Genomic DNA, 15615 nt, shown 5'->3' with positions numbered 1-15615 from the left:
ACCGAATGGAAATGTAAGGGCATATTTTAACAACCCGGCGATATCTTTATTGCTTAATGGATCGTTCAAAGAGAGCCTTCACATCTATCCCATACTCCCTTGGCATCACTGGCTTCACAACCTCTACATTTCGCTCTGTTGCTAAGTTAATGTCTTTACTTTCCAAGTAATGGCGATGGTTTGCAGAATAAAAAACCCTCACTCTGGGTTTCGTAGGATTGCCCTCGTTTTGTTGCAATACAAACGCGATGCGCTGATTTGATAACAGCACTAAACTGCCAACCGGAAATATGCCAACACACTTAATAAATAAATTGACCAAATATTCGTCATACTTGTGCGGGCAACCTTCCAGTATTATTTTTAATGCTTTTTGTGATGACATACCCGCTTTATAAACTCTGTCTGCAGTGAGCGCGTCATACACATCAACAATCGCAATCATACGTCCATGTAAGCTTATCTCATTGTCTGGTTTTCCAGCAGGATACCCCTTGCCATCCAGGCGCTCATGATGCTCACAGACAGTTTGAACAATACCTGAATCAACACCTATATCCTGAAGGGTTTCTGCACCGTAAGTAACATGAAGCTTCATGATTTCCATCTCATCATCTGTCAGCTGGCCAGGTTTATGTAAGATATTGTCGGGCACTTTTATTTTACCCAAGTCATGAAGAAAACCCGCGTATGCCAACTCATCGATATCAGCTCTGTCCATCCCAAATTCTCGACCAAAATGCGCAAGCAAAATCGAGACATTCAAAGAATGCTCGATGAGATATTCATCCTTTTCCCGAATTTTTGTCATGCAAAGCAATGCATTGGGGTTTCTGTATATTGAGTCAACAATGTCTTTAGAGAAATCTTTTGGTACGTGCTTCCCCAATAACGCATTTTCTTGGATCAGGTCGAGTAGCGTTTGCTGTATGCGCTTGCCTTCGTCGTGAAGCCTGCTCGCTTTGGCTATTTCATTTTCAAATGATGTTTTAGCAAGGACCTTGGCCGTTTCGCTTTCTTGAACTTGCTTTATAGGAGCTATTTCGTGCTGAGATTTGGATAGGTCAACAACAACTTTGCTTACGCCTTTCTCTTTTAGGCCCGCAATAGTCTCCTCTTTAAGTAATAGCCCCTGCGCTTTGATAGAGACATCATGTTTTTGCTCGGCTATTTGGTGTACGTACATGCCAAGTTGAAGCTCATCGATTTTGAACGTTTGAAATGATGAAGTCATACCGGATAATGTTTGAGACTCGTATTTGTAAGTATGAACAGTTCTGGCCATTGCACAAATACAGTCAGCATATAAAACAGGTTTCCATGCGTGTTAGCCAAGATCATCTACACGATATGAAAAAGCCGGTCTCCTGAAAAGACTGGCTTTAATTTAAGGCATAACGTAAATGTAACGGCAAATTTAGCTCAATGAAGCCTGATAAATACCTTCAATCGCCTCATTGAGCGTAGCATCAAACTCGGCGTCTGATTGCTTGGCTGACACACCTTCAGTAAGCGCACGTGAGAAGCTAGCAATCATACCATTGTTTTCAGACAACTTTTGATTAGCGTCAGCACGACTGTAACCACCGGAAAGCGCCACTACTTTCAACACCGCAGGATGATCAACCAGTTCTTTATAAAAGTTAGCTGTGTCAGGTAAAGTAAGTTTAAGCATTACCTGTACACCCGCCTCAAGTTGGTTTAGCTGGCTTATGAGCTCTGCTTTTAGCAAGGCTTCAGCCTGAGACTTTTCCGGACTGTTAATGTCTACTTCAGGTTCGATAATCGGTACTAATCCAGCAGCAAGTATTTGCTTACCCACTTCAAACTGCTGGGCCACAACGGCTTTAATTCCGTCAACATTAGCCAATTTAATCACCGAGCGCATTTTGGTACCAAACACGTCTTTTGCGACCGCTTTGGCCAGCAATTCGTCAAGACCAGGCATAGGTTTCATTACCTGAACACCGTTTTCCTCGTCTGCCAGGCCTTTGTCTACCTTCAAGAAAGGCACTACGTTTTTCTTCTGCCACAGGTATTGAGAGGAAGGTAAGCCATCAATCTCGCGATCCAGTGTATTTTCAAACAGGATGGCACCCAAAATGCGATCACCATTAAATGCAGCACTGGTAACTATACGCGTACGCATGGCGTGAACCATGGCAAACATCTCGTCATCATTTGCATATTCGCTTTCCTCTACACCGTATAAACGCAGTGCTTTTGGTGTACTTCCACCACTTTGATCCAAAGCAGCGATAAATCCATTTTCGGTTTTGATTTTACCTAACATGGCTTCTAGAGCTTGCGATGCCATTTTATTCTCCTGAGTAGGGTTAAACTAAAGATTGTGTTTTTATTATTATTGGTTTTTCTCTTCTAATATTGCCACAGCGGGTAGCGTTTTACCTTCTAAAAACTCTAGAAAGGCACCACCGCCTGTAGAAATATAAGAAATTTTGTCAGCAATACCATACTTGTCAACGGCCGCCAGTGTGTCGCCACCGCCGGCAATTGAGAATGCATTGCTTTGCGCAATCGCCACGGAAAGCGCTTTGGTACCTGCACTGAACTGCTCAAATTCAAATACACCCACGGGGCCATTCCATACAATCGTACCCGCATTTTTTAGTATTTCATTCAGTGCTTCACTGGTTTCTGGGCCAACATCGAAAATCATGTCACTGTCGGACACATCCGCCACATTCTTTAATGTTGCCGGGGTATTTTCATCAAATGCTTCGCCTACCACTACATCAGTTGGTACAGGAATATTACCGCCACGGGACTGTGCTTGTTGCTGCAGTCTTGTTGCTTCTTCTACCAGCTCGGCTTCATAGAGTGATTTACCCACATTGTGGCCCTGAGCTGCAATAAAGGTATTGGCTATACCACCACCAACGATCAGCTGGTCGACTTTTTCTGCCAGTGATTTCAGTACCGTCAGTTTGGTCGACACTTTTGATCCACCAACAATGGCCACCATAGGACGGGCAGGATTGTCCAGTGCTTTACCCAAAGCATCCAATTCTGCCGCGAGCAATGGTCCAGCGACAGCCCGAGGTGCATATTTAGCAACACCGTGTGTAGATGCCTGTGCACGATGGGCTGTACCAAACGCATCCATCACGAACACATCACATAAGGCAGCGTACTGCTGTGATAGTGTGTCATCGTCTTTCTTTTCGCCGGTGTTGAAACGCACGTTTTCAAGCACAACACACTCACCCGCAGCAACTTCAACCCCATTCAGATAGTCGTTAACCAGTCTGACCTCACCATCCAGGCAATCATTTAAATAATCAACCACTGGGGATAAAGAGAAGGCCTCGTCATATTCACCTTCCGTAGGACGCCCCAAATGCGACATTAACATTACCGCAGCCCCCTGCTCCAACGCGTATTTAATGGTGGGGAGCGACGCCTTTATCCGAGCATCAGACGTCACTTTGCCGTCTTTCACAGGTACATTTAAGTCTTGCCTGATAAGTACACGTTTCGCATTAATTGACACATCGTAAATACTTGGGATAGCCATAAAAATTCCTTAATTGTTAAATTGTGTCGCTGCCATCGCATAGGCAGTATCCAGCATACGGTTTGCAAACCCCCACTCGTTGTCACACCATACTAATGTTTTTACCAGCTGGCCGTGACTGACCCGCGTTTGGGTACCATCTACAATACAAGAATGGGGATCGTGATTGAAATCTACCGAGACCAACGGCTCTTCGGTGTAACCTAAAATACCGGCTAGCCGCCCCTTCCCTGCCTGCTCGAATGCCTGATTCACTTTTGCTATGTCAACATTATCTGCAATGGTAACGCTTAAATCCATGGCAGTTACGTTAACCGTTGGCACGCGCACTGCAATGGCTTCAAACTTACCCGCAAACTTTGGCAAAATACGCTCAATACCTGCCGCCAACTTCGTGTCGACAGGAATAATCGATTGACTGGCCGCACGCGTTCTTCTCAGGTCGGGGTGAAATGCGTCAATAACCTGCTGATCGTGCATGGATGAATGGATAGTGGTAATGGTGCCGCTTAAGACGTTAAAGGCCTCATCAAGGGCTTTAATCACAGGTACAATACAGTTAGTTGTGCACGAACCGGCTGACACTATCTTATGTTCAGGTGCGAGGCTGTCTTCATTGATACCGAAAATAATAGTGTTGTCGACATCTGCAGGGCCAGGCTGAGAAAAAAGCATTTTTTTTGCTCCCGCCTCAAGATGCCGTTGCCCGCTCTCCCGATCACCGTATATGCCCGTGCATTCCAACACAATATCCACGTCATGGACTGCCCATGGCAGGTCTTGAATGTTCTGATGATGTGTCAGCTGTATCGCGTCACCCGCAACGTTAAGCACATCACCTTGGTGGGAAACCGGAAAAGCAAATCGACCATGGGTCGTGTCATATTTTAATAAATGTGCCATACCCTTTGCATCGGCAACTTCATTGATGGCAACCACTTTCATTGAGGACTCGCGCCCGGTTTCATACAGCGCGCGAAGTACGTTTCGGCCAATGCGACCGAAACCATTAATTGCTAGTCTTATCATTCCGCCTGGTTATAACCCTTTCGCAGCGTCAACCACGGCTTGCGCCGTAATATTGAAGTGGGCAAACAAATCACCCGCTGGTGCAGATTCACCAAATGTTTCCATGCCCACCACAGTACCTGCTAAGCCGACGTACTTGTACCAACTATCTTTTGCCAGCGCTTCAACCGCAACCCGTTTGGTCACAGTAGCAGGCAAAACAGATGCCTTGTAATCCGCTGATTGCCTATCAAAAACATCAGTGCTTGGCATTGATACCACACGCGTGGCAATTCCAGATGCCGATAATGTCTGTGCGGCTTCCACCGCAAGACTCACCTCAGAGCCTGTAGCAATCAAAATCACCTCTGGCTGACCGTCACTGTCGATAAGCACATAGCCCCCTTTTTCAACATCTGAGACTTGCTGTGCAGTTCGCGTCTGTTGTGGACATCCTTGACGGGTGAAAATAAGTGTTGATGGCCCGTCTTTCCTTTCCAATGCAGCTTTCCACGCAACGGCCGACTCTACCTGATCACAGGGCCGCCAGTTATCCAAATTAGGGGTAGCACGAAGTGCAACCAGCTGCTCAACCGGTTGGTGCGTCGGACCATCTTCACCCAAACCAATAGAATCGTGTGTGTAGACAAATATAGCAGGCTGCTTCATTAGTGCAGCCATTCTTACTGCATTACGGGCGTATTCCATGAACATCAGGAAAGTGGCGCCATAGGCTTTAAAACCTCCGTGCAGCGTGATACCGTTCATCATCGCCGACATGCCAAATTCACGTACGCCGTAATAGATGTAGTTACCACTGGCGTCGTCTTTCTCGACACCTTTGCTGCCAGACCAGATAGTCAAGTTAGAGCCTGCGAGGTCAGCGGAGCCACCTAACAGTTCAGGTAATAAAGGACCGAAAGCGTTAAGTGCATTTTGTGACGCTTTGCGCGTTGCTATGTTCTGTGGATTAGCCTGTAAGTCGGCGATGATCTTGTCAGCTTGGTCAGAAAAGTTTTCAGGCAAATCGCCAGCAACACGACGCAAAAATTCTTCAGCCAATTCAGGGTATGCCGCTTTGTATCCGTCAAATAATGTATTCCATTCAGACTCAAGTGCCTGACCTTTTGCTTTACCATCCCACTCGGCATAGACGTCTTCTGGAACTTCAAAGGCAGGATGAGTCCAGTTTAATGCGTCTCTCGTTTTAGCGATTTCGTCTTCGCCCAGCGGGGCCCCATGACAAGACTCAGTACCTTGCTTATTGGGTGAGCCAAACCCAATCACTGTTTTACAACAAATCAGCGTTGGTTGGTCCTTGTTGGCCTTAGCCGCCGCAATTGCCTTTTCGACTTGCTCTGGGTCGTGACCATCTACGCCCGTAATGACTTGCCAACCATAAGATTCAAACCTTTTTGGGGTATCGTCGCTAAACCAACCTTCGACTTCGCCGTCAATTGAAATGCCATTGTCATCCCAGAATGCAATGAGTTTATTCAATCCAAGGGTGCCTGCTAAAGAACAGGTTTCGTGGGAAATACCTTCCATTAAACAGCCATCGCCCAAGAAGGTGTAAGTGTAATGATCAACAAGGTCGAAGTTGTCACGGTTAAACTGCGCCGCGAGTACTTTTTCCGCCAGCGCCATTCCTACTGCGTTGCTTATTCCCTGTCCGAGTGGTCCGGTAGTGGTTTCAACACCCGGTGCGTAACCATATTCAGGGTGGCCCGGCGTTTTTGAATGCAATTGTCGAAAGTTTTTTAACTCTTCAATCGGCAAGTCGTAGCCTGACAAATGTAGCAGTGAATAAAGTAGCATTGATCCATGACCGTTAGATAACACAAAGCGATCGCGGTTTGCCCAATTCGGGTTTGCCGGGTTGTGCTGCAGATGGTCGCACCACAATACTTGTGCAATATCTGCCATTCCCATAGGGGCACCAGGATGACCTGATTTTGCTTGTTGAACGGCATCCATACTTAATGCTCGGATGGCATTGGCTAAAACTCGACGCGATGGCATGTTATCTCCTGCTACTATTTTGTTGTTGATTGGCTGGCCAACTGGGCTGGCTATTCTTACGCACTCACTGGGCTAGTGCAATGGTTTTCATGCTCAGTTTCCAATCAATGATTAAATAACTTCACGCAACTGCCGTTATGCTATTTAGTTATGCAGTCCAGCTTTTTATTTAGCTGAGTAATATAATCCAAAAGCAGTCCTAGCGCGTTTAAGTGAGCCAATTGTTGCATTGAAGTCACGAAACAATATAGCCATTTAGACGTCCAGAAGTAAAGACTGGTATTTAATGGTATTCTGGATTACACTACGACGGTTATAAACACGCACAAACGACAGAATTTTTACGTGGAGAGATGATGGCAAAACAGCTATTTACTTCTGAATCAGTATCAGAGGGACATCCGGATAAGATCGCCGACCAGATTTCTGACGCCGTCTTAGATGCAATTCTTGAGCAAGATCCTCAAGCCCGTGTTGCTTGTGAGACTTATGTGAAAACCGGTATGGTACTCGTTGGTGGTGAAATCACAACGTCTGCCTGGGTTGATATAGAAGAATTAACCAGAGACACAGTCAAAGAGATAGGCTATACCCATTCAGACATGGGCTTCGATGGCGATTCCTGTGCAGTATTAAACGCCATTGGCAAACAGTCCTCAGACATAAATCAAGGCGTTGATCGCGAACGTCCAGAAGACCAAGGTGCCGGCGATCAAGGGCTGATGTTTGGTTACGCCAGTGATGAAACTGATGTATTGATGCCTGCCCCTATTACCTATGCGCATCGCTTAGTACAGAAACAAGCAGAAGTGCGTCGTGAAGGTAAACTGGATTTCTTGCGTCCTGACGCAAAAAGTCAGGTTACCTTTGTCTATGAAAATGGACAGCCTGTGGGTATCGATGCGATTGTTCTGTCAACACAGCATTGTGATTCAGTGAGCACTGAGACACTACGCGAAGCGGTAATGGAAGAGATCATTAAACCTGTACTACCAGCGGAATGGTTAAACGCAGATACTCAGTATCACATTAATCCAACCGGGCGTTTCGTTATTGGCGGGCCCATGGGTGATTGCGGCCTTACCGGCCGTAAAATTATCGTTGATACATACGGCGGCATGGCACGCCACGGTGGTGGTGCTTTCTCTGGTAAGGACCCTTCAAAAGTTGACCGCTCGGCGGCCTATGCTGGTCGTTATGTTGCCAAAAACATTGTTGCAGCAGGTCTTGCTAAGCGCTGTGAAATTCAAGTGTCTTATGCCATTGGTGTTGCCGAACCGACGTCGATCAGCGTCGAAACGTTCGGTACAGGTGTTGTCGATAATGCCACCTTGGTCGGTCTTATCAGAGAACATTTTGATTTACGCCCCTATGGCTTGATCAAGATGCTCGACCTGGAACGTCCCATCTACAAAAAAACGGCGGCGTATGGCCACTTTGGTCGTGAAGAGTTTCCTTGGGAAGCAACGGATAAAGCGGCTGCATTAAAAGCAGCACTGTAATTGGCGCATTATTATAAAAAGCCGGTTGGCCACCACCACCGGCTTTTTGTGTTTACATTGGCGGGGTGTTCTCTACAAAGGTCTTTAACCCCTGTAACTGCTGTCCCTGTACTTTAGCCACTACAGGCGCAAGCTTTTCAAACCCCTCTGCATTGAAGCCTTGAACTGTGTAAGTTAATGTGATGGTTGTTTTGTCATCTTCACGGCTAAATGTCCAATCAAGCGCACCATACATTCCCATGCTTTGCAGCGGTCCCAATCCACCTGTCATTCTCAGTAGTTTGTTCGGCTCAACAAAGGTAATGCGCATGTGTTCGGCAGACCTATTGTTCGGCGCACTTTCACAAAAGCATCCCCCCGCATTGGGTTCAATACTGAATGTACCTTCCTTTCCCCACCAAGAATGATCTTTAGGCCACCAGCGATCCACATCATTCACTAACGCTTGCCACACCAAGTGCGGGTCGGCGTGTGTTTCAACCTCATTTTTCACTACAAAGCCCTGTTCTGAGATATACATAACCTCAGTGTTTGCAGCAGAATGAAAAAACAGACAACCAATAACTAAACACGTTTTTATCCAAGTCTCGCACATACCTATCATAGAAAAACGACCGGCTTATTTAACTTTAAACTGATTGGCCAACTGCTCTAATTTATCAGCGGTTGTTCTCATATTCCCTGCTGATGTAGTCATTGAAGATAACTGTGCCAAGCTATCTTGACCTGCACTAACAATACGGTTGATATTATGGCTAAGTTCCTCTGACACTGTACTTTGCTGCTCTACCGCTGTCGCAATCTGTGCAGCCATGCCTGTGATATTTTGTGTTGAATGGAGAATACCACTGATAGATTCACTGGAGCTCGACGCCGACTCTACAGAACGCTTACTTTGATGCTGGCTGTCTGACATGACATTAACAGCAGACTTTGCGCTCGACTGAAGTTTGCTTATGGTGCTTTGAATTTGAGTTGTGCTTTCCTGCGTTCTGCTGGCAAGCGCTCTGACTTCATCGGCAACTACTGCAAAACCTCTTCCCTGCTCACCTGCACGGGCTGCCTCTATTGCAGCGTTGAGAGCTAACAAATTAGTTTGTTCAGCTATACTAATTATCACCTCTAGTACGCTAACAATGCCTTCCACATCAGTTTCTAGCGACTGTATTACCTCTGTTGCTTTGTCCAACTGGGCTGATAGTTCGTTGATTGATGAGACTGATTCACCGATAACATTGGACACCTGTTGAGCATCGTTACTCACTTGTTCAGCTGCGTCAGCGGTATTTTGAATGTTTTGTGCAATCTCACGTGAGGCTGAAGACATTTGGGTAATAGCAGCGGCCACTTGGTCTGTTTCAATTTGTTGCTTTTCAATGTGACCTTTCCCGATGGTAGTGCCATTTTCTACTGACAATGCATTGTCACAAGCTTCAGATATTGACCCTTGTATCGCGATGACAAGATCCTGGATTTTGGAAACAAAGTCATTAAAAGAATGGGCAACTTTACCGATTTCATCTGATTTCTTGACCACAATACGCCGGGTTAAATCACCTTCCCCTCTGGCAATGTTCTCAAGTGCATCAGCAACTTCAGCAAGAGGTCTTCGCACGAGATATTCAAACAACAAATATAAGGATACGATTAAAAGAACAGACAATATCAACCCTTTGAACACTGTGATAGCAGCAAGACTACTTAGATCTGATTCAACAGGAGAGTGGTCAACATGAATGTTAATTTCTCCAACATCCGTTTCTGAACCACCATCGTCAAAGCGTAAATTGAAAGTGCGTATATCCTTACTGACAGTACCTTGTGTGGCATTAACACTTTCACCCGAATCGTTGAATAACTCTAGTTTCGAGATGTTTTCAGATTTGAGTTCTGCATCAAGAATACGCGCAATCTGCTGCTCTTCGAAATTCCAAATAGCACCCGGCAGATTTAGCTGAAGTCTGGCTCCGGTCATTGCAATTTGCGTTTCTAATCGTTCGTTGAGACGGCTTTTTTGCGACGTATACTCAAAAACACCTGACACAACAATCACAATAACAATCACCGCTAAAATAGCGGTGATCAGTTTGAAGGATATTGAATTTGTCACTTTCATTAATCAACAACTCCCAACTGCAAACAACTAGCGGTTCAAATATTCAGTCATAACGGCTTCAATATCTACTTTGCTCAAACCTTGATTAAATATGGATAGCCATTTTTGACCTTCGGGCGTATTTTTAAAGGCGATATACAACTCTTTTTCAACCAACAATTTTTCGTTCATTTGAAGCTTGTTCGCTACTTTGGAAAGCCCAGGTTGGTTTTCGACCAAATACTTAAAAACATTAGCGTCGATGACCGCGGCATCTATTCGCCCAGCGGCTACCTTGAGTAAATTTTTGTCGTCAGACGTCACCGTCTGGGACGAAATTGCTCCAGACGCTATTCTTTCATCTAACTCTTCCGTATTGACGTAATCCTGAACTACCCCAATGGTGTACTGTGAAAGGTCATCATATGATGCCCAAGAAATTGGTTTGTCAGTCGATTCAACCAACCCCAAAGGCCCAGTACCCATTGGTGAGGAAAAAACAAAAGTGTCACTTTCGTACAAATACTCGGGCATGTAACCAATGTATTTGCTTTTTGGGTCCTCAGCTAATTTGACGGCTCGGGTCCATGGAAAAAAATCGACTACCAACTCGTGTCCCATTTCGGCAAAAGCAGCCTTTGCAACCGCAACCGAAGCCCCTTGCTCTGCCAGTTTTGGTTCAGAATAGGGAGGCCACGCCAGCGATGTCAGGTAAACCGTTTCGGCGTTGATTTTTTGAGCAGGCATCACAAACATGACTGTTAACACCGTTAAAATCATTCTGAATTTCATTGCTATTCCTCACACGTCAATTTTGCGTACATTGAGTCGGCACGGTTTTATATTTAAAGGTCTAGCTTGAGTATAGACACTTGGTAAGAAAAGACCGTTTTTATTAGCCCTATGGCGAAAAAAGAGTGAGATTTTGGAAAAGTCGCGTTTATTCAACTATTGTCTTTCAGTGATAACACCTTGTTAAGGTCTTATCTAAACAGGCGTGATGATGCCATTGAATGGCCATAAATTGTGAGAGACAAATGAACAGATCTAAGATGATATTTGTATTTATTTTAGCGCTCGTATCTAAGAGTGTACTCAGCGACACTGTCACCATTCGGGCAGATGAGTGGTACCCGATTAATGGAGATCCGAATTCTAATAAACCTGGTTTTATGATTGAATTAGCGAAAGCCGTATTGGAGCCAGCTGGTCATTCAGTCGATTATCAAGTCATGCCATGGGAAAGAGCGCTTGATTCTGTGAGAAAAGGGTCGCATGACTGCGTTGTAGGTGCCTATAAAGAAGATGCCCCTGATTTTGTTTTCCCCAAAAATCACTGGGGATTAGACAGTACAGGTTTTTTTGTGAACAACGACAGTGATTGGAAATTTGATTCTCTGAATTCACTGTTAACAAAGAAAGTTGGGGTGATAAATGGGTATGCCTACGGCGAAGAGTTAGATGAGCTGATTTCAAACAACCCCTCGGTTTTCAGTGGGTTAGGAGGAAATGACGCGCTGGAAAAAAATATCAAAAAGCTCACCGCTGGACGCATTGATATCATTATTGAGTCGCCCAATGTTATGCGCGCAAAATTAGAAGAGCTGAAATTAAGCAATGTTAAGCAAGCTGGTACGTTGGGTGAAGCCTCCCCCATGTACATTGCATGCAGTCCGGCTAAGCCAAGTTCAAGCAATTATGTTGAGTTAATAGACAAGGGGACAGACGCACTTCGAGCCTCAGGGAAACTGAGTGAAATATTAGCGCGGTATGGTATGTCCGACTGGGAATAGCTAAGTTCCTGACAGATTAAGTGAAAATATTAAAGGCCGGTACGCCCCCTGTACCGGCTTTTACATACCTACCATTTGAATAACTAACACTGATGCCTTGTGTCTGTTCAGACACAGTTTTCATACTTCATTACATTTGTTTTTTTAACAAATGCAAAAAACTCTGAAACAATTAATGTGGACGTTGCAGTATCACGCAACAGGCATGAAGCCTAGCAACAAACACAGTTGCTTAAATTGGACTTAATGGTATTCGTCCAAATATTGTTATTATGAATAGAGGGATCACAGATATGAACAGTCGTCACTTTACACACACCGTAAAAATGTTTTCTGCCGCAACGCTGATGAGCAGTCTCATTGCACTCAATGCTTTTGCTTCAGACGCAACGAGTCAGGTTCAAAATGAAAAGGCATTACAATCTGAACAAATGCAGGTTAATGAAGAGCTTTCGCACGAAGAACTTGCCGCTGAACTTGCCAAAGACATTGAAGTTATCGAGGTTACGGGCTCAAGACCTCTCGGGTATTTTAAGAGAAAATCCCAGCTTGCTGAACTTGAATTCTATCAAGCATTTAATGACTACGTAGATGTAGACAAATTTAAAGTGAAATGCCGCAAAGAGTCGCCACTGGGCAGTCGTGTACAACACACTGTTTGTTACCCTCAATATCTGTTATCAAAGTTGGCAAAAGACTCTAACTTTGCGCTGCAGGCCGGCTTACGTACGCCTTCTGCGTCTGAAACAGACATAGTGACCACTAACGAAAAAGCAGAATTTGCAAAGTATTCTGAAGAGTTGGTCAAAAAGCATCCAGAGCTGTTGGCAAAGCTAGTTGAATTCGGCGATGCCAAAAAAGCCTATAACGAGAGAAAAGGTCAATGATGCCGCAAAATAAGCCTTGTATGGCATCATTGTAATAATATGAAATGTGATTAATGGATTGGAAGGCTACTGCCTACTAGCAGGCCTTCCTTTTTTGTTCATAAGGCTTACTCGCATAATAAATAGCTAATCCCCCCATCACACCGGGTGCAATCCAAACCGCTAGCTGCCAATAACCTTCTAGTTGAAGCATAGACCGTGCACCAAAGGTTAAAAATGCGGTGTGTGCGCCAATACCAGAGCCAATCATGGCGCCAATATGCTCAACAATTCGCTCACGCTTTGTTGAGTTTCCTCGCAAACAAAACCGTAACTGCCCCAAAGCAATGGAAATACCCAGAATGCCGAATATCATCGACAGCCACCTTTCATACGCAACGCCAATGGCAAAAATACCAATTCCCAAAAGCAGAACGACAACGATAGGAAGTAAATACGTCCAAGTGTTTAACACGTTGTGTGTCTTACTATGAAGTACCGCATTGCCATGTTTAATTAACAGCCAAGTAAATAAGCCAAGGTAAAGGATAAACGCCCAAAAGCGTCTAAGTTGCCATTCAATTTCATAGACTGCTTGAGTACTCATAGTGGTATCAAACAATGTGGGTTTAAAAGTTTGGGGCAAGAGTATGTTGCCGATAGCTAGTACTGCACCTGTGCCAATAGCCAGATACATCGCCTTGCTATACAGTGTCCCAGTTCGTCTGTGATTAATCCCTCCCTTTTGGGTGATAATCGGTAGCCAGAATAACAACAGCGACACCACACCTGCTGCAATGTGTGTGATTAATAAAAGTCGATTTATGCCCAACATGTCAGTCACTCTTTCATTGAGGTTTGATAATGAGCAAATAATAAGCAGGATGGCATGTCGTCAATAGTGCCAAAAGTCATGGACATGATGCTCGTTTAAAAAGGTGACTTTTGTCCTATTGTGGGAAAAGGCAAACTCAGAGATCATGAGTTGGCTAACGAGAGATGAAATAGAATATGCATAACCGCCTTAAAAACTTTAGCTTTTTACATGCCGTAGCTTTTTTGACCTGGGCTGTGGTGGCTGTCACTAGCTTATTTTTTGTTTCTCATCCTAGTGAAACCTCTTCGCCTGAAATCCTGCTTGCCGGATGCTTGTTTGTCATTTTCATCATAACCTGGCTATTGGCGACTGAAGACACCCAAGTCAGTGATAAAAAAATGTACATCTACTTGGTTGTACAGTGGGGTTGTTTTACTACGCTCTTTTTTCTCTTACCCAATGCATACGTCGTTATTTTAAGTATTTTATGGTCAGCGGTGGTTGCTTATTTGGTATCTCTGCACCGCGCACTGATCATCAGTATCGTGGCTATTTACGTACCTTTTACCTTGATTTATTCCCTACATTGGGGCCACAGCTGGGTCTTTATCAATGCAATACTTTTTTTCACCTTCAACATATTTGTGATTGTCACGCTGCAAGTCAGTGAAAAAGAAAAACAAGCGAGAGAACTTGCAGAATTGCTGAACGCCGAACTCACAGCTACCCAAAAAATACTGCAACAAACCTCTGAACAAACAGAGAGGATCCGGATCGCAAGGAATATCCATGACTTGCTTGGCCATCATCTCACCGCTCTCACGATAAAGTTACAATATGCCAGCCATAAAACCGACATGGAAACCAAAGCCACCATTGATGAGTGCTTACAAATTTCACGCCTTTTATTAAGCGATGTACGCGAAGCCGTGAGCGACATGCGTGAACTTCAACCGATTGACCTTTACAAAACACTCAATGAAATGATTGCTACGACGCCGCGTCTTAAGATTGATTTGTCGATGCAAACTGATATCAATACTCCTGATCCTGCGGTGGCCCAATGCATAGTCCGTAGTGTACAGGAGAGCATCACCAATACGCTCAAACACAGTCGAGCCGATAAAATGACCATACAAGTGACGAGCGACGCAACACATATAACGCTGATACTCGAGGACAATGGTGCTGCGACCAAAGACTACACGGAAGGTAACGGACTTACTGGAATGCGTGAACGGCTGGCGCAAATTGGCGGGCAAACAAACTTTGAAATAACGCAAACCGGTTTTAAAACACACTTGCGCTTTCCATTGGAGGTCTCGTGATATCTGTATTATTGGTTGATGACCAACAACTTGTAAGAACCGGAATTTGCAGTTTGCTATCACTCACGGACGACATTGTTGTCGCCCATCAGGCCTGTGATGGTGAGAGTGCTATTGCACAGCTGGATGAGCACAAGGTTGACATCGTGCTTATGGACATACAAATGCCCAAAATGGACGGCATTTCAGCCACTCAGGTTATCAAAGAACACTACCCTGATATTCCGGTTATTATGCTGACAACGTTTGATGATAAATCACAAGTGAATGCGGCTATACAAGCCGGTGCAAAAGGCTATTTATTGAAAGATGCCTCACTGGAAGACCTGACTGACGCTATCAAACGCGTATGCGCCGGGCACACCCTAATTGCTCCACTGGCTAAAGAAAAAATTACCCAAGGCTTACAGCAGCTCAATACGCCTGTTACGCATGAACCCGTCATAGAGCCGCTCACGCCAAAGGAATTGGAAGTATTGCGACTTATGTCTTCCGGGTTTAGCAATCAGGAAATCGCTGATACTTTATTTCGCTCAACGGGCACTATTAAAAATCAGGTCTCAAGCATTCTTGCCAAACTGGGTACACGGGATCGCACCCGTGCCGTTATTAAAGCCCTTGAGTTAGGGTTAATTTAATTAACTGC

14 protein-coding genes are annotated in these 15615 nt (G+C 44.7%); 5 read left to right on the top strand and 9 right to left on the bottom strand.

All coding sequences use genetic code 11. From position 1 onward, the window contains the following. Positions 1-46: 46 nt before the first annotated feature. The 5 genes from DRW07_RS01530 to tkt all read right to left on the bottom strand — a co-directional run bounded on the left by DRW07_RS01530 (position 47) and on the right by tkt (position 6568). Positions 47-1234 carry an HD-GYP domain-containing protein gene (locus DRW07_RS01530; protein WP_124026121.1) on the bottom strand — a complete coding sequence of 396 codons (1188 nt, stop codon included), beginning with the start codon at positions 1232-1234 and terminating at the stop codon, positions 47-49. Between the two features lie 183 nt (positions 1235-1417). Continuing rightward, positions 1418-2317, bottom strand: coding sequence for a fructose bisphosphate aldolase (locus DRW07_RS01525; RefSeq protein ID WP_124026120.1), 900 nt, complete (start codon positions 2315-2317; stop codon positions 1418-1420). A 45-nt stretch (positions 2318-2362) separates the two neighbouring features. After that, entirely contained in the window at positions 2363-3538 is a 1176-nt protein-coding gene (locus DRW07_RS01520; RefSeq protein ID WP_124026119.1) for a phosphoglycerate kinase, read from the bottom strand. A 9-nt stretch (positions 3539-3547) separates the two neighbouring features. Then, positions 3548-4567 (bottom strand): erythrose-4-phosphate dehydrogenase, encoded by a 1020-nt coding sequence (gene epd, locus DRW07_RS01515; protein ID WP_124026118.1) that lies wholly within the window; start codon positions 4565-4567, stop codon positions 3548-3550. Between the two features lie 9 nt (positions 4568-4576). Then, positions 4577-6568, bottom strand: coding sequence for a transketolase (gene tkt / locus DRW07_RS01510; RefSeq protein ID WP_124026117.1), 1992 nt, complete (start codon positions 6566-6568; stop codon positions 4577-4579). Positions 6569-6924: 356 nt separating this feature from the next. On the opposite strand from tkt, the gene metK reads away from it, so the two are divergent. Further along, entirely contained in the window at positions 6925-8070 is a 1146-nt protein-coding gene (metK, locus tag DRW07_RS01505) for a methionine adenosyltransferase (RefSeq protein ID WP_124026817.1), read from the top strand. Positions 8071-8122: 52 nt separating this feature from the next. On the opposite strand, the gene DRW07_RS01500 is transcribed toward metK, so the two are convergent. The 3 genes from DRW07_RS01500 to DRW07_RS01490 form a co-directional block, all read right to left on the bottom strand. Beyond that, complete coding sequence (locus DRW07_RS01500) at positions 8123-8590, bottom strand: SRPBCC family protein (RefSeq protein ID WP_240630475.1); 468 nt, start codon at positions 8588-8590, stop codon at positions 8123-8125. Between the two features lie 99 nt (positions 8591-8689). After that, complete coding sequence (locus DRW07_RS01495) at positions 8690-10186, bottom strand: methyl-accepting chemotaxis protein (protein ID WP_124026115.1); 1497 nt, start codon at positions 10184-10186, stop codon at positions 8690-8692. Between the two features lie 27 nt (positions 10187-10213). Beyond that, on the bottom strand, positions 10214-10957 hold the full coding sequence (locus DRW07_RS01490) for a substrate-binding periplasmic protein (RefSeq protein WP_124026114.1): 744 nt from the start codon (positions 10955-10957) through the stop codon (positions 10214-10216). A 245-nt stretch (positions 10958-11202) separates the two neighbouring features. Here DRW07_RS01490 and DRW07_RS01485 point away from each other — a divergent pair, with 245 nt between their 5' ends. Together DRW07_RS01485 and DRW07_RS01480 are read left to right on the top strand one after the other, a co-directional pair. Beyond that, complete coding sequence (locus DRW07_RS01485; RefSeq protein WP_205665342.1) at positions 11203-11958, top strand: substrate-binding periplasmic protein; 756 nt, start codon at positions 11203-11205, stop codon at positions 11956-11958. A gap of 293 nt (positions 11959-12251) precedes the next feature. Next, positions 12252-12845, top strand: a complete 594-nt coding sequence (locus tag DRW07_RS01480) for a hypothetical protein (protein WP_124026113.1) — start codon at positions 12252-12254, stop codon at positions 12843-12845. Positions 12846-12921: 76 nt separating this feature from the next. Here the strand turns inward: DRW07_RS01480 and DRW07_RS01475 are convergent, their stop codons facing one another. Continuing rightward, the gene (locus DRW07_RS01475; protein ID WP_124026112.1) at positions 12922-13659 is read right to left on the bottom strand and encodes a hypothetical protein; all 738 of its coding nucleotides are present in this window, start codon (positions 13657-13659) and stop codon (positions 12922-12924) included. A gap of 176 nt (positions 13660-13835) precedes the next feature. Here DRW07_RS01475 and DRW07_RS01470 point away from each other — a divergent pair, with 176 nt between their 5' ends. Together DRW07_RS01470 and DRW07_RS01465 are read left to right on the top strand one after the other, a co-directional pair. Further along, positions 13836-14969 (top strand): sensor histidine kinase, encoded by a 1134-nt coding sequence (locus DRW07_RS01470; RefSeq protein WP_124026111.1) that lies wholly within the window; start codon positions 13836-13838, stop codon positions 14967-14969. Beyond that, positions 14966-15607, top strand: a complete 642-nt coding sequence (locus tag DRW07_RS01465) for a response regulator transcription factor (RefSeq protein ID WP_124026110.1) — start codon at positions 14966-14968, stop codon at positions 15605-15607. The genes DRW07_RS01470 and DRW07_RS01465 overlap by 4 nt, the downstream gene beginning before the upstream one ends. The last annotated feature ends 8 nt before the right edge of the window (positions 15608-15615 follow it).

Source organism: Paralteromonas sediminis (assembly GCF_003820355.1).
In the GTDB taxonomy this organism is placed as follows: domain Bacteria; phylum Pseudomonadota; class Gammaproteobacteria; order Enterobacterales; family Alteromonadaceae; genus Alteromonas_F; species Alteromonas_F sediminis.
Note: the sequence above shows the minus strand (reverse complement) of the source record. Positions and strands in the feature narration are given on the sequence as shown.

What these genes read in the sequence shown, in the direction of transcription:
- DRW07_RS01470 (WP_124026111.1), top strand. Translation starts at nt 13,836, where the DNA reads ATGCATAACCGCCTTAAAAACTTTAGCTTTTTACATGCCGTAGCTTTT.
- DRW07_RS01520 (WP_124026119.1), bottom strand. Translation starts at nt 3,538, where the DNA reads ATGGCTATCCCAAGTATTTACGATGTGTCAATTAATGCGAAACGTGTA.
- DRW07_RS01485 (WP_205665342.1), top strand. Translation starts at nt 11,203, where the DNA reads ATGAACAGATCTAAGATGATATTTGTATTTATTTTAGCGCTCGTATCT.
- metK (WP_124026817.1), top strand. Translation starts at nt 6,925, where the DNA reads ATGGCAAAACAGCTATTTACTTCTGAATCAGTATCAGAGGGACATCCG.
- DRW07_RS01500 (WP_240630475.1), bottom strand. Translation starts at nt 8,590, where the DNA reads ATGTATATCTCAGAACAGGGCTTTGTAGTGAAAAATGAGGTTGAAACA.
- DRW07_RS01490 (WP_124026114.1), bottom strand. Translation starts at nt 10,957, where the DNA reads ATGAAATTCAGAATGATTTTAACGGTGTTAACAGTCATGTTTGTGATG.
- DRW07_RS01495 (WP_124026115.1), bottom strand. Translation starts at nt 10,186, where the DNA reads ATGAAAGTGACAAATTCAATATCCTTCAAACTGATCACCGCTATTTTA.
- DRW07_RS01475 (WP_124026112.1), bottom strand. Translation starts at nt 13,659, where the DNA reads ATGTTGGGCATAAATCGACTTTTATTAATCACACACATTGCAGCAGGT.
- epd (WP_124026118.1), bottom strand. Translation starts at nt 4,567, where the DNA reads ATGATAAGACTAGCAATTAATGGTTTCGGTCGCATTGGCCGAAACGTA.
- DRW07_RS01530 (WP_124026121.1), bottom strand. Translation starts at nt 1,234, where the DNA reads ATGACTTCATCATTTCAAACGTTCAAAATCGATGAGCTTCAACTTGGC.
- DRW07_RS01480 (WP_124026113.1), top strand. Translation starts at nt 12,252, where the DNA reads ATGAACAGTCGTCACTTTACACACACCGTAAAAATGTTTTCTGCCGCA.
- DRW07_RS01525 (WP_124026120.1), bottom strand. Translation starts at nt 2,317, where the DNA reads ATGGCATCGCAAGCTCTAGAAGCCATGTTAGGTAAAATCAAAACCGAA.
- tkt (WP_124026117.1), bottom strand. Translation starts at nt 6,568, where the DNA reads ATGCCATCGCGTCGAGTTTTAGCCAATGCCATCCGAGCATTAAGTATG.